Below are 13631 nucleotides of genomic sequence, written 5' to 3'. Positions count from 1 at the left end.
GGGAAACTCCACTCCATGAAGGAAAACCCCATGAGTCCGTCGGAAAGAATCGACGTCCCCGACGCCCTGGCCCGCTCGTACACGAGGAACGGTGGTGAAGAGGAACAGGCCTGGATCGCCGGGCTGCCCGCACTGGTCACGGAGTTCCTCGACCACTGGGAACTGAAGCGGGACGGTGGCCTCAGCTCCGGTGAGGCCTCGCTCGTGGTGCCGGTGCTGCGTGTGGACGGCACCCGGGCCGTGCTCAAGCTCCAAAGACCCCGGGAGGAGACAACCGCCGCGCTGATCGGGCTGCGCACCTGGAACGGGAACGGCATGGTGCGACTGCTCGATCATGACCCGGTGAGCAGCACCATGCTGCTGGAACGCCTGGACGGTTCGCGCACCCTGGCGTCCGTCGAGGACGACGACGTGGCCATGCGCATCCTGGCCGAGCTGTTGGCCCGGCTGCACTCCGTCCCGGTACCCGGGGGACTGCGCGGCCTCGGTGACATCGCCGGCGACATGCTGAAGGAGGTGCCGCAGGCCGTCGCCTCGTTGACGGCCCCGACCGACCGGCAGCGGCTGCACAGATGGGCGTCGGCCGTCGACGAGCTGGCCGGTGAGCCCGGTGACCGGATGCTGCACTGGGACCTGCACTACGACAACGTGCTGGCCGCGGAGCGCGAACCGTGGCTGGCCATTGACCCCGAACCGCTGGTCGGTGACCCGGGTTTCGACCTGTGGCCCGCCCTGGACACCGGCTGGGAGCAGATCGCCGCGACCGGTGACGCCCTGCGGGTGGTCCGGCGGCGCTTCGATCTGCTGACCGAGGCGCTGGAGCTGGACCGTGGGCGCGCGACCGGCTGGACCCTGGGCCGGCTGCTGCAGAACACACTCTGGGACATCGAGGACGGGCGGACCACGATCGACCCGTCCCAGATCGCTGTGGCTGACGCGCTGTTGGAGCGCTGACGCAGGGCACATACCCCATACAGAGCCGTCCCGTACGGCACGTCCGAGGACGTTCGACTGTCCACCGCACGTAGTCGAACGGTTCCGACACCGTCCCCGGAGCCGTAGTCCTCCACGGCAACCGGCGACCGGGCGTGAAAGCGCTGGTGGCACGGTTGACCGCGACGACAGACGCATGCGCGGAGCGAGGCGGCGCTGCTAGCCTTCAGCGGGTCCGGGGAACAGGCAACGACGAAGCACCGAAGATCCCGTCCCGCACCTCCACCGTCCGGCCGGGACTCCGGCGGTCCGGGACGACACAGGTCCGCAGCGTCGAACCGGAGATCCGTGCAGTGCGCCGGTCCAGGACCGGCGCACTTGCCGCCCACCGGCGTCGTCCAGGTCGTCCTGCCGTTCCTGTCCCTTCATGTGTGGTCCAGGCCGTCGGATTCCAGTGAGCGCACCGGGATCCGCCGCGCCCCACCGAGCACCCGTCCGGTACGCCCGGTGCTCGGTGCCCGCACCGCCCCGTCGTACACCGCGAGCCTGCCGTGCCTCGCGGCGGACGGCAGATCCGGCCCCGTACCCGTCGTGCCCGCGCGCAGCGGCGGACGCGTCCGCTGCCTCGCCCACCGAGCCCGGCGACACGCGTCACGGTCGCCCGCAGTAGCGCCCCTTCCGTCGATGTCACAGCCCACTCACATAAGGAGAACCATGAGCCTTGTCAACGTGCACAACGAATGGGACCCGCTGGAGGAGATCATCATCGGCACAGCGGTGGGTGCCCGGGTACCCACCGCCGACCGCAGTGTCTTCGCCGTGGAGTACGCGGGGGATTACGACAGCCAGGACCAGATACCCTCCGGCGCCTACCCCGACCGGGTGGTCAAGGAGACCGAGGAGGAACTCCACGTCCTGGCGGAGGAGCTGACCAAGCTCGGGGTCACGGTCCGCCGGCCCGGGACCCGCGACAACGCAGCCCTGATCAAGACCCCGGACTGGGAGACGGACGGGTTCCACGATTACTGCCCGCGCGACGGTCTGCTGGCCATCGGACAGACCATCATCGAGACCCCGATGGCGTTGCGAGCCCGCTCCCTGGAGTCGCTCGCCTACAAGGACACCCTGCGGGAGTACTTCGACAGCGGCTCCCGCTGGCTGGCCGCGCCCAAGCCGCAACTGACCGACGCCTCCTACGCCCCGCACGCCCCGGCCGGTGAGCGACTGACCGACATGGAGCCGGTCTTCGACGCCGCCAACATCCTGCGCTTCGGCACCGACCTGCTGTACCTGGTATCCGACAGCGGCAACGAACTCGGCGCCAGGTGGCTGCAGTCGGCGGTCGGCGACACCTACACCGTGCACCCGTGCCGCAGGCTGTACGCCTCCACCCATGTGGACTCCACCATCGTGCCGCTGCGGCCCGGCCTCGTACTGATCAACCCCTCGCGGGTGAACGACCGGAACATGCCCGACTTCCTGCGTTCGTGGCAGACCATCACCTGCCCCGAGTTGGTGGACATCGGCTTCACCGGTGACAAGCCGCACTGCTCGGTGTGGATCGGCATGAACCTGCTGGTGGTCCGGCCCGACCTGGCCGTGGTGGACCGACGGCAGACCGAGCTGATCAAGCTGCTGGAGAAGCACGGGATGAACGTGCTGCCGCTGCAGCTGACCCACTCGCGCACCCTCGGCGGCGGCTTCCACTGCGCCACGCTCGATGTCCGGCGCACCGGCACCCTGCAGACCTACCAGTTCTGACGGGCCTCGCCCGCCGCGCGACGGCCTGCGGCCGCAGCGCAGTCCCGTCCAAGTCCACAACCATTACGGGAGGTTGTCCATCGTGATAGGTTACGGCGTTTGCGTCGGCCCGAGCACCTTGTTCGAGCGCTCGTGTCTGCCGGGCATCGAGCGCGTCCGGACACCCGGCAGCCCGGTGTTCACCATGCGCAATCAGCGTTCGCTCTTCTCGGCGTACAACGCCATGTTCGACCAGGCGGCCGCCAACTCCGACATCACCGGCCTCGTGATGCTTCACGACGACGTCGAGCTGCGGAAGAACCCTGCCGAAGTGGCACAGGCGGTGTTCGAGGACGACTCCGTGGGCATGCTCGGCTCGGTCGGCGGATCCGACACCGTGTCGCTGGCCTGGTGGAACGAGAAGGAGACCAGGCGCGGCCGGGTCACCGACTACGACAAGGTGCACGACTACGGCTCGGACCGCTACGAGGTACACGCCGTGGACGACGTCATCCTGTGCGTGAACCGCTGGACCATCGAGAACATCCGCTTCCCCGAGGGGCACTACCGCGGCTTCGAGGGGCTCGGCGTCATCCTTGCCACCCTGGTGCGCGCCGCCGGCAAACGCGTGCTGGTCCAGGACCTGCAGGACGTCATGCACCACAACGACGGCCGCGGCTTCAACGGCCTGAAGGACTGGCGCCACAACGAACTGCGCTGGCAGCGCGAGTACTTCGACCTCAGCCCGCTGGAGCGACTGGGCAACCATCTGGAGCGCCTCACCGTCCCCACCGTCCCGCTGCGGCTCGCCGCCCGACGGCTGGCGATGCGCGCAGCCGGCCGGAGCCACCAGGTCAGCGACGGGGAGACGGGCGACCCGGTGATCGACGAGCTGGTCGGCGGCTGGTACCGGCGGTGCAAGCGCCTGCGTGGCCGCATGCTGGTGTGAGGAGACACATGACGACATACACACGGCTGCGCTATGACGTGGCCAAGGTCCCCCTCGCCGACCTCGTGCGCGAGGTGATGGACGTGGACGACCTGGAGGGTCTGGCAGCCAGCGAGTGGCTCGCCACCCGGGAGACCGATCAGAGCACGCCCTATCACAAGCGGTTCTACGACAACGTCGACGTCATCTCGCCCACGTACCGCACGCTGGTACGGCACCTGCTCGGAGACACGGCCGACGACGTCTACCTCCAGCGCATCCCCACCTTCCGGGTACACCTGCGCAACTCCGTTGCCGTGGGCTCCTGGCACCGTGACCGTGACTTCGGGCACGACTCCGCCGAGGTCAACTACTGGGTCCCGCTCACCCGGGCATTCGGCAACAACACGTTGTGGATCGACAAGGAGCCGGTGCACGCCGAGTACGGCGAGGTCATCGTGTTCGACGGCGCGAACTCCTGGCACGGAAACGTCGTCAACGACACCGAGATCAGCCGGGTCAGCATCGACTTCCGGACCCTGCCCCGGGCCGCCTACCGGCCCAACGACAGGAAGTCGGTGTCCTACGGACTGCCCTTCCTGCTCGGCGAGTACTGGGACACCGTCTGAATCCCGGCCGGCATCCGCGCCACGACGGGCGGCGCGGCGCGACCGCCCCGCCGCCCGCGTGCCGGCACCCGGCCCACCAAGCCCGCTCGACTGCACTCCCGAAAGCACGCCGAAAACACCGAGGGAAGAACCCGGGAAAGCTCCCGAAGAACGCGTGGCACAGCGGGCGAGCCCACAAAGATCAGCCACGACCCCGGCGACACGGCGGCTAGCACGGAAACGGCCTCGACATGATGATGACCTCCGATCCGACCAAGAAGCCCCCGGGCGACCGACAGCCCGACGAACCCTTGCTGCACCTCGACAACCGATTCCAACAATTCCTCACGGGCCTGCCGGCAGACCGCCCCGCGTGGTTCTGCTTCTTCTCATCCGGACTGCTGCACGTTCTCCATCACTTCCTGCGATTCGTCCCCGAGCCACTGAACTGCGTGTTCATCTGTTCCGGGCTGAACGCGCAGGAGACAGCGTTACGGGACCACATGACCGGCAAGCTGCCCGCCTTCGACGTGGACGACCGGGTCGGCAGCCACGAGATCTTCGAGTTCCTGCTGCGCAACCTGGACCAGCCGTTCGGCATCGTCGACGTCGACTGCTTCGTCACCGACACCGACTGGTTCGACCGCTGCACAGACGGCCTGGAGCCGGGCGTTGCTGCCAGCGGCCCGCTCAGCTACGGTCCGATCCCACTCGCCGCACCGCCGCTCCTGGCCCTCGATCCGCGGGTACGCCCCGACATCGAGCGCGCCATCGGCGGCCCCGTCACCCCCGCCGCCTACTCCTACATCCCTCCCGGCCCGGAGAAGGAGATCGACGCAGCCATGGTGCGGCTCATCGAACCGCACCATGAACAGGCACTGGCCCGCGTGATGACGCTGGAGGGCCCGCAACTGCCTTTCCCCCAAGGCGGACTGGTGGACGTACTCGACGACGGCCGCGAGGTACGCAGCCACGAGCGCTACCACCACCTCCACAACGGCAACGAGGTGATCCGCGTCGTCTTCGACGGCCTGATGCTCTATCAGCTGATGGCGCTCGCTGCGGGGCTACGGATCTCCCACTTCCACAGGTTCCCCGGCACCAAGGTCTTCGCCCCGCAGCTGGTCCACGCGGGCGGCATCTCGTACTGGCACCGGCTGCGCCCCAGCGAGATCGCCGCCGGCATCCATGAACTGCCCTGGTCGGCGCATATCGACGCGCTGCTGCTGGAGGACTTCAACAAGCGGCCGGACACCCCCTCGAGCTACCGGACCCGCAGCACCCGGCTCACCGCGAATCTGCGCCAGTCCAAAGTGGACCTGGCCCAGCTGCGCGACGAGCTGCGCACCAAGCTCATCTCCTCCGGAGTGGACGTGACCGACCCCCGGTGGGCCGCCGTCCTCAGCTGACGACCCGGCAACCCCCGCCGCCCGGACCGCTGGGACAACCTCAACGCACCGCACCACCCACGCACGACCCACCACACACCGCATGGCAACCGCACTGCGGCAGCCGGGCCCGGGCCCGGCCGTCACGCACCGCCGGACGACCTCATCCCGGCGCCCCGAGCGGCGCCGACAGGCATTTACGGAGACTTTCGATGAGAGTGGGAATCGTCGGGGCCGGCCGCATGGGCCGACTGCACGCGCGCACACTGCTCGAACTACCGGACCCACCCGCCTTGGTGGTGCACGATGTCGACCTCGACGCCGCGGACCGTCTGGCCGGCGCCCTGGCTGCCGGCACGGGCGCCGACGTGACTTCCCGCCGAGCGCTCAGCGATGTTGTCGCCGAGGTGGACGCGCTCATCGTGGCCACCCCTGCGACGCAGCGACGAGCCCCGCTGCTGGCCGCCGCACAGGCGTCTTTACCGGTGTTCTGCGAGAAACCGCTGACCGCCGACGACACCGAAGCCCGCGAACTGGCCGAGGCACTGGCACACACCCGGGTACACGTCGGCTTCCAACGGCGCTGCGACCCCGCGTACCGGGCGCTGCGTGAACGAATCGTCTCGGGCGGACTCGGCAGGATCCTGCTGGTGCGGTGCACCGCCTTCGACCACGAGCCGCCGGCCGGCGCGTACGAACAGACGGCGGGTGACATCTTCACGGACTGCCTCATCCACGACATCGATGCCGTGCACTGGCTGACCGGACAGCGCACGATCGCCGTCCAGGCCAACGGGGCGCGACTGCTCGGCGGCGCCGGGTACGACGTGGCCACCGTCGTCCTCACCCTCACCGACGGCACGCGCGCAGTGCTCTGCGCCTCCCGGCTCGACCCGCACGGATACGACCACCGCATCGAGGTGCTGGGCACCAAGAGCTCGCTCTCGGTGGGGCTCGACGCACGGACCCCACTGCGTCTGCTCGGCCAGGACGGCACAAGCTTCCCGCCCGCTCCCCGGCAGCACCCGTACCAGGACTTCACCGACCGCTTCGCGACCGCCTACCGGCAGGAGATCCACGCATTCCTCCGCACGGTGACACAGGATGCCCCCAGCCCCTGCACCGCACAGGAGGCGCTGCGCGCGCAGGAAGTAGCGGCAGCCGCAGGCCTCGCTGCCCGCACCGGCACCCATGTCCAACTGGACCCGGCCCCGTCAGGCGCTCCCGCAACACCCGTGCGCAGCCGGGCCCGACCAGACGCGGTGGCGGCACACCAAGCACAGCACGGCACCCTTGCACAGGGCGTGCCGCACACCTGAACGGCGAACCGAGCGAACCGAACGAACCGAACGAGACCGACGTGGAACCGGACGAGGAACGTGACGATCCGACGAACCATGAACGACACCGGCCACCGGACCGGCGGCACGCGGTACACGAACCCAGTACGGACGACGGGAACCCGCCGCCCCGGCAGAAACAGACCCGCCCCGTGGCGGCACGCCGTCCTGGGCACCGCACTGCTGACCCTCGCCACCGGGCCCGCCGCTGCCACCGCGACCGGAGCGGGCGTATCGGACCCAGGTCCTGCGGACAACGTCATCCTGCTGATCGGCGACGGCATGGGCGACGCGGAGATCACCGCAGCACGCAACTACTCCATGGGCGCAACCGGCAGACTGGCCATGGACACCCTGGACGCAGAGGGCCGGCGCACCACCTTCTCGGTGGACGAGCGGGGCCGGCCGGTCTACGTCACCGACTCCGCAGCAGGCGCCACCGCCTGGGCGACGGGCCGGCGCACGGTCAACGGACGGGTCTCCAAAACCCCCGACACCAACCGGCCATTGCCCACTGTGCTGGAGAAAGCCCACCACCAGGGCTACGCAACAGGCAGCGTCACCACGGCCTCGGTCGCCGACGCGACCCCCGCCGCGTTGACGTCGCACGTCACGGACCGGTCCTGCAAAGGCCCCGCGGACATGGCCGCATGCCCGGCCGACACCCGGACCGCGGGCGGCGCGGGCTCCATCGTGGAGCAGACGGTCACCGCCCGCCCCGACGTCCTGCTCGGCGGTGGGGCCGACCACTTCGCACAGACCGTCACGGACGGCCCGTACCGCGGCCGAACGGTGCTGGCACAGGCCCGTGCCACCGGCTACCAGGTGGTGCGCGACCAAGCGGATCTGACAGCGGCCCGCCCCGGCCGGCCCGTGCTCGGGTTGTTCGCCCCTGACCAGGTGCCCGTGGAATGGACCGGCACGCCGGCCGCACCCGGCGGGACCGCACCCCGGCGGTGCGCCCCCCACAACCCCGCCCGGCCCGCCGGCACGCCCACCCTGGCCGAGTCCACCCGCGCCGCACTCGACCTGCTGACAGCCCGGCGCGACAGGTCAAGGGCGACTGGCAAGGGCTTCTTCCTCCAGGTCGAGGGTGCCTCCATCGACGACCGGGCACACGAAGCCGACCCGTGCGGCCAGATCGGCGAGACGGTGGCCTTCGACCGCGCAGTGGCAACCGCCCTCGCGTACGCCGAACAACACCCTCGCACCCTCGTGATTGTCACCGCCGACCACGGCCACGCGACCCAGGTGCTACCCGAGGACGCCCGACCGGCAGGGCTGTCCGCCACGCTCGTCACCGACGAGGGCGGCCGCATGCAGCTCGGGTACGCCACGGCCATGCCCGGCGAGATGCAGGACCACACCGGGGCCCCGGTACCGGTTGCCGCCCAAGGGCCGCTCGCGCACCGGGTGCTCGGAGTCCGCGAGAACACCGACCTGTTCGGCACGGTGAGAGCGGCCCTCGGACTGCGCTGAACCGCCGCCGCGCCTGCGGCAGTGCCCCGAACCTCCTGGGAATTCTCCGGCACGGAAAATTCCAGGCATCCCGGACGTGATCCGGAGCGTTCCAGGATGTTTCGGAGCGGCCGTTGAAGAATTTCGGGCCGCGCCCCAGCATGGCCCGACAGAAAGCGGATCGCCATATGCCGATCCCCGCTCCCCAAGAACCCGTAAATGCATCCACCGAGTTGAAAGGCGTGAAGAGTTGAACTCCTCCCAGGAATTACCGCGGTGGCCCCAGCTGACGGAAGATGACATCGAGGCGGCGGTGGCGGCCCTGCGCTCCAACCGACTGGTGGGGCTCGGGAACAGCACCATCGAAGAGTTCGAAGCAGTGCTCGCCGCCGGCCAGGGCGTCGAGCACGCGGTCGCCGTGTCCACCGGCACGGCGGCGGTACACCTGGCACTGCACGCCCTCGACGTCGGCCCGGGCGACGAGGTCATCGTGCCCACCCACAGGTTCATCGGCTCGGCGAGCCCCGTTGTGTACCTCGGCGCCCGACCGGTCTTCGCCGACGTCACACCGGACACCCACTGCCTGGACCCCGTCTCGGTCAAGTCACTGATCACACAGCGCACCAAGGCCATCGTGGCGGTCCACATCAACGGCATCGCCGCCGACATGGCCGCCCTGACCGCCGTTGCCGCCGAGGCGGGCGTCCCGGTCGTCGAGGACGCAGCGCAAGCGCTGGGCACCGAGATCGGCGGCCGGCCCGTCGGCGGCTTCGGGGACCTGGCCTGCGTCAGCCTCTTCGAGCAGAAAGTGATCACCTCCGGCGGCGAGGGCGGCGCCGTGCTCACCAACAACCCGGTCCACGCGGAGCGGGTACGCCGACTGCGCAGCCACGGCGAAGGCCCCGTCTCGGGTCGCCCCGGGATGATCTGGGCGCACGAGGTCGGCTACAACTACCGCCTCACCTCGGTCCAGGCGGCCATCGGCATCGCCCAGCACAAGCGGCTCGGCGAGATGGTCGAGGCCCGCCGCCGCAACGCCGCCCACCTCTCACAGCAACTGGCCGGTGCCAAGGGACTGGAACTGCCGGTGGAGCCGCCGGGCACCACCCACGCGTTTTGGAAGTACGCGGTGCGAGTGGCGCCGGGCGGCGGTCGCCGCCCCGCCGCGGACGTCGCCGCCGACCTGCGCTCGCGAGGCGTCCCGGTACTGCTGCGCTACCCGTTCCCGCTGCACAAGCAGCCCGCATTCGCCGAGCACCAGGGGGTGTCCCTGCCGGTCGCCGAGCGGCTGTCCCAGGAGCTGCTGGCGCTGCCGTCGCACCCGGGGCTCGCGGAGGGCCATCTGAACCACATCGCCGACGAGGTCCGCAGGGCCGTCGCCGTCACCGCGTGACGCGCATCCTGCACCACGCCTGACACAGGGGCACCGCACCCCGGTCGCACACGACCGGGGTGCGGAGCCCGTTCCTCCCGACCACCCCACACCACCAGGAGAGCCGCCATGCCCCCCGCCCCGCTGCCCGCCCCCGCCCTGCCCCCCGGTCCCGAGGGCCCCCCGCTGCTCCTCGGTACCTCGGCCTTCGGCCAGAACGAACGCGGCTTCCCCGTGTTCGACGCCTATTGGGAGGGCGGCGGCCGGGCCTTCGACACCGCCTGGCTCTACGGCCACGCCTACGGCCCCGGCTGCTGCGAACGCACCTTCGGCGCCTGGGCCCGGTCGCGCGGCGTTGAAAAGGACGTCTGGGTGTTGGCCAAGGGCGCGCACACCCCGGAATGCCTGCCTGACCGGGTCGAGTGCCAGCTCACCGAGAGCTTCGAGCGGATGGGCCGGGACACTGCCGCGCTCTACATGCTTCACCGCGACAACACCGACATCCCCGTCGGCGAGTTCGTCACCGTCCTCGCCGACCTCGTGGACCGTGGCCTCATCGGCGCGTACGGCATGTCCAACTGGACCCTCGAACGCGTCACCGAGGCCGTCGCCTATGCCCGCGCACACGGTCTGCCGCTGCCCGCCGGCATCAGCAACCAATACAGCCTGATCAACATGGTCCACCCCATCTATCCGGGCACCGAGACCTCCAACGACCCTGCCTGGCGCGCCTGGCTGGCCGAGGGCAGGGCCCGGCTGTACCCCTGGGCGAGCCAGGGCCGCGGCGCGCACGCCCTCGCTCACCCCGATGAGCTGCGCACCGGTCCGCTCGCGGACAGCTGGTACAGCCGGACCAACGCCGCCCGGATCCACCGCGCCGGTCTGCTGGCCGAGCGCACGGGAATATCCGCCACCGGCATCGCCCTTGCCTGGACCCTTTCCCAGCCCTTCCCGGTCGTCGCTCTCATCGGGCCCCGGCAGCCCGAGGAGGTCCGTGACTCACTGGCCGCCGCGGCACATCGGCTCACCGATGCCGAGCGCGACTGGCTGGAGACCGGCGGGGGTGACCTCCCCACCCGCTGACCTCCGCAACACCGGCACCGGGCCTGCAGCGCCAACCCATCCTGACGGCGCAGCATCCCGGGGCTCGCCGCGGTCGGCACGAAGGTGATCGACAGGCGACTGCCCGGCAGCGAACCGAAACCCGCGGACCGTGTTCGACAAGCCGGCCACGAGGTCCGGGACTCTGCCGGTGGTGGTGCACCGGCTGCTCGGTCACTGCCCTTGCCGTGGCCCGTCATCGAAGGATGCGGCTCTCAGACCGCCTGCCGGCGATGCGCCGGATCGCCGGCAGGATGCCCATGCCCGTCGGCTTCGACCAGGACCTGGCGGCTGAGATCTCGCAACCCCGGTTCCCTGAGCAATTCCTGCACGCGACAGGGCGTAAGCGAAATCCGCCACCCGGCGGTTTCCTCCCACATCGGATGTGCGGGGAAGGCCGGGGCGTTCGGCTGACGTCGTACGCGGTTGAACACCGGATCGATACCGGAAGAAAATCAATCCTGGAGCGACTTTCAGCACATTCATCGCCCAACTGTCTGCAGGATTCCCTTCCTGGAGGGATTAATCGTGACGACTCCGTTTCGCGGGGCTCGACCGCCCTCGCGTGCGCTGTGCGGAATCGGCAAACTGCCGCTGCCTCTGCGGTCCCGCCCGCTGCCACCGCCGGAGAGAGGGAACTGCCAAAGATCACCGACCGGCCCGTGCACGAGGCCGGCCGAGTTGGCCCCAATGGCGCAGTTACCGGTACTGGGCATCGCGGCCGGCGCCACGGTGCTGCTGCTCGCGCTGGCCGGTGCTCGCGCTGGCCGGCCGCTACGGTTACGACGGCGACGAGCTGTACTTCATCATGGCCGGCCGCCACCTGGATTGGGGGTATGCCGACCAGCCCCCCGGCGTGCCGCTGCTGGCGCTGCTGGCCGACACCCTCACTCCGGGGACACTGCGCGTGCTGCGACTCCCGGCGATCCTGGCCACCGCGACAGGGATCGTGCTGGCCGCGCTGCCGGCCCGGGTGTTCGGCGGGAACGGCGGGCGCCGTGGGTGACCGCAGCTGCCCACGCTTCGACCAACGCTCCGAGATCGGCTGGCCGCAGCTGGCCGACCAGTTCAGCGACGTCTATCACCAAATTCCCCGTGACCGGCGAGACCACACGGTGGTCATGTCCGACGACTACGGGGTGGCCTCCGCCCCGGCGTACTACGGTCTCGCCCGCGGCCTGCCACCCGTGCACAGCGGTTCTCGTGGCTACTGGTTCTTCGGCCCACCCGACGCCGACCGCACCACCCTGATCTACGTCGGTGTCCCCGAGCCCGCAGTCCGCGCCCATTTCGGCGTGATCCGGCAGGTCGCCACCGTCGACAACGGGCTGCGCATCGACACCGCCCACCAGGCGCGCCCGATATCTCTGATCAGCCGGCAGAAGAAACCCTGGACGCAGATCTGGCCGGACTTCCAGCGCTTGAATCTGCTCTCCTGACCGGTGAAGACAACGCCACTTCTTGTTGCCACACCCTGTTCTGATCACCACGTCAAGAGGCGCCTGTGAAATCGCAACGCACCTGGCCGACCGCGCGACGGGCCGGCTGCTCAATCCTTGTCAGTGGATTGGGGATATTCGGGCTCGTGAGCATGATCCTTGCGCTGGATGCCGAAGCGGTCGATCTCGAGGTTTATCGAGCGGGCGGTGAGGCAGCACTGGCCGGCCGGGACCTCTACAACGTGCCCGTGTGGCACGACTTCTGCTTCACTTATCCACCTTTCGCGGCCCTGGTCTTCACCCCTCTGTCCCTACTGAGCGCGGCAACCGCCAAAATCCTCGTGGTGTTGCTGAACACCTCATTGCTGGTGTTCATCGTGGCGCGGTCCTGGTATTCGCTCGGCAGACCGGCAACACGCCTCCTTGCCCCTGCGGTGATCGCCGTCTCCGGTGCTTCGTTCGTACTCGAATCGGTGCACAGCAACTTCAACGACGGACAGATCAATCTTTTGCTGGTCGCATTGGTACTGGCCGATCTGACGGGACGCACGGACCACCCCGCCCGGGGTGTGGGCGTCGGGCTCGCGGCGGCACTGAAGCTCACCCCTCTCATCTTCGTGGCCTATCTGATCGTGACCCGGAAATACCGTCAGGCTGCTGTGGCATCGGCGTGCGCTGCAGGGACAGTCGCAGTGAGCTTCCTCGTGGTTCCCGCCGCCGCAACCGACTACTGGTTGCGGGGCATGTTCGCCGACCTCAGCCGGATCTACGTCGATCCGGCGTCGAGGCACAATCAGTCGCTGCGAGGGCTTCTGCTGAAGAACGGCGTGCCGGAGACCCCCGCCCTGTGGCTGTGGCTGGCACTCGGCGCCGTGGTCGGCGTTGCGGTGCTGGTGCTCGCGGCATGGGCGACGCGACGCGGGGAGCAACTGCTGGCCCTCTCGCTGTGCGGCCTCTGTGCGGCCGCGGTGTCACCCTGGTCGTGGGGGCACCACTGGGTGTGGCTGGTGCCGTTCGGAGTCTTTCTGACGCGGGTGGTGGGCCGGCCCGGCCGTCGCGGCCGGTGGCTGCCGACAGCGGTTCTTGTCGCGGGCGCCCTCCCGGGGGTACTGGCCCTGGCCGACCCGATGGACGACGACGCAGTACCCGTTCTGACGGACGGCCCCCTCGCCTTTGTGCTGGCCAATCTCTACGTGTTCATCTTCATCACCATCCTGGTTGCCGCCGCTGTGGACCTTCGCAGTCAACGCACACTCTCGGCAGGCCCAAGACGTCGTGAGAAGTTGCCGAAGGGCGGCTAGGTGTGCTGTCCGGGGACGTTGGT

12 protein-coding genes are annotated in these 13631 nt (G+C 69.4%); all 12 read left to right on the top strand.

Annotated elements, in window-relative coordinates:
- The first annotated feature begins 30 nt into the window (after positions 1–30).
- The 12 genes from OHS81_RS06325 to OHS81_RS06270 all read left to right on the top strand — a co-directional run bounded on the left by OHS81_RS06325 (position 31) and on the right by OHS81_RS06270 (position 13608).
- Positions 31–954 carry an APH(6)-I family aminoglycoside O-phosphotransferase gene (locus OHS81_RS06325; RefSeq protein WP_328383218.1) on the top strand — a complete coding sequence of 308 codons (924 nt, stop codon included), beginning with the start codon at positions 31–33 and terminating at the stop codon, positions 952–954.
- Positions 955–1647: 693 nt separating this feature from the next.
- The gene (locus OHS81_RS06320; RefSeq protein ID WP_328383217.1) at positions 1648–2694 is read left to right on the top strand and encodes an inosamine-phosphate amidinotransferase 1; all 1047 of its coding nucleotides are present in this window, start codon (positions 1648–1650) and stop codon (positions 2692–2694) included.
- A gap of 82 nt (positions 2695–2776) precedes the next feature.
- Entirely contained in the window at positions 2777–3622 is an 846-nt protein-coding gene (locus tag OHS81_RS06315) for a glycosyltransferase (RefSeq protein ID WP_127155748.1), read from the top strand.
- Between the two features lie 8 nt (positions 3623–3630).
- Complete coding sequence (locus OHS81_RS06310; RefSeq protein WP_328383215.1) at positions 3631–4230, top strand: streptomycin biosynthesis protein StrG; 600 nt, start codon at positions 3631–3633, stop codon at positions 4228–4230.
- 230 nt (positions 4231–4460) lie between these two features.
- Positions 4461–5618, top strand: a complete 1158-nt coding sequence (locus OHS81_RS06305; RefSeq protein WP_328383213.1) for a dTDP-dihydrostreptose--streptidine-6-phosphate dihydrostreptosyltransferase — start codon at positions 4461–4463, stop codon at positions 5616–5618.
- 191 nt (positions 5619–5809) lie between these two features.
- On the top strand, positions 5810–6916 hold the full coding sequence (locus OHS81_RS06300; RefSeq protein ID WP_328383211.1) for a Gfo/Idh/MocA family oxidoreductase: 1107 nt from the start codon (positions 5810–5812) through the stop codon (positions 6914–6916).
- Positions 6917–6994: 78 nt separating this feature from the next.
- Positions 6995–8416, top strand: a complete 1422-nt coding sequence (locus tag OHS81_RS06295; RefSeq protein WP_328390940.1) for an alkaline phosphatase — start codon at positions 6995–6997, stop codon at positions 8414–8416.
- Positions 8417–8645: 229 nt separating this feature from the next.
- Positions 8646–9788: a DegT/DnrJ/EryC1/StrS family aminotransferase gene (locus OHS81_RS06290; protein ID WP_328383209.1), complete on the top strand. Its 1143-nt coding sequence runs from the start codon at positions 8646–8648 to the stop codon at positions 9786–9788.
- A 108-nt stretch (positions 9789–9896) separates the two neighbouring features.
- The gene (locus OHS81_RS06285) at positions 9897–10850 is read left to right on the top strand and encodes an aldo/keto reductase (RefSeq protein ID WP_328383207.1); all 954 of its coding nucleotides are present in this window, start codon (positions 9897–9899) and stop codon (positions 10848–10850) included.
- Between the two features lie 772 nt (positions 10851–11622).
- Entirely contained in the window at positions 11623–11874 is a 252-nt protein-coding gene (locus tag OHS81_RS06280; protein WP_328383205.1) for a hypothetical protein, read from the top strand.
- Positions 11867–12307 (top strand): hypothetical protein, encoded by a 441-nt coding sequence (locus OHS81_RS06275; RefSeq protein ID WP_328383204.1) that lies wholly within the window; start codon positions 11867–11869, stop codon positions 12305–12307. Before OHS81_RS06280 ends, OHS81_RS06275 begins: the two co-directional genes overlap by 8 nt.
- Before the next feature lie 152 nt (positions 12308–12459).
- Positions 12460–13608: a glycosyltransferase 87 family protein gene (locus OHS81_RS06270; protein ID WP_328390939.1), complete on the top strand. Its 1149-nt coding sequence runs from the start codon at positions 12460–12462 to the stop codon at positions 13606–13608.
- The last annotated feature ends 23 nt before the right edge of the window (positions 13609–13631 follow it).

It is taken from the genome of Streptomyces sp. NBC_00400, assembly GCF_036048035.1.
GTDB lineage: Bacteria > Actinomycetota > Actinomycetes > Streptomycetales > Streptomycetaceae > Streptomyces.
Note: the sequence above shows the minus strand (reverse complement) of the source record. Positions and strands in the feature narration are given on the sequence as shown.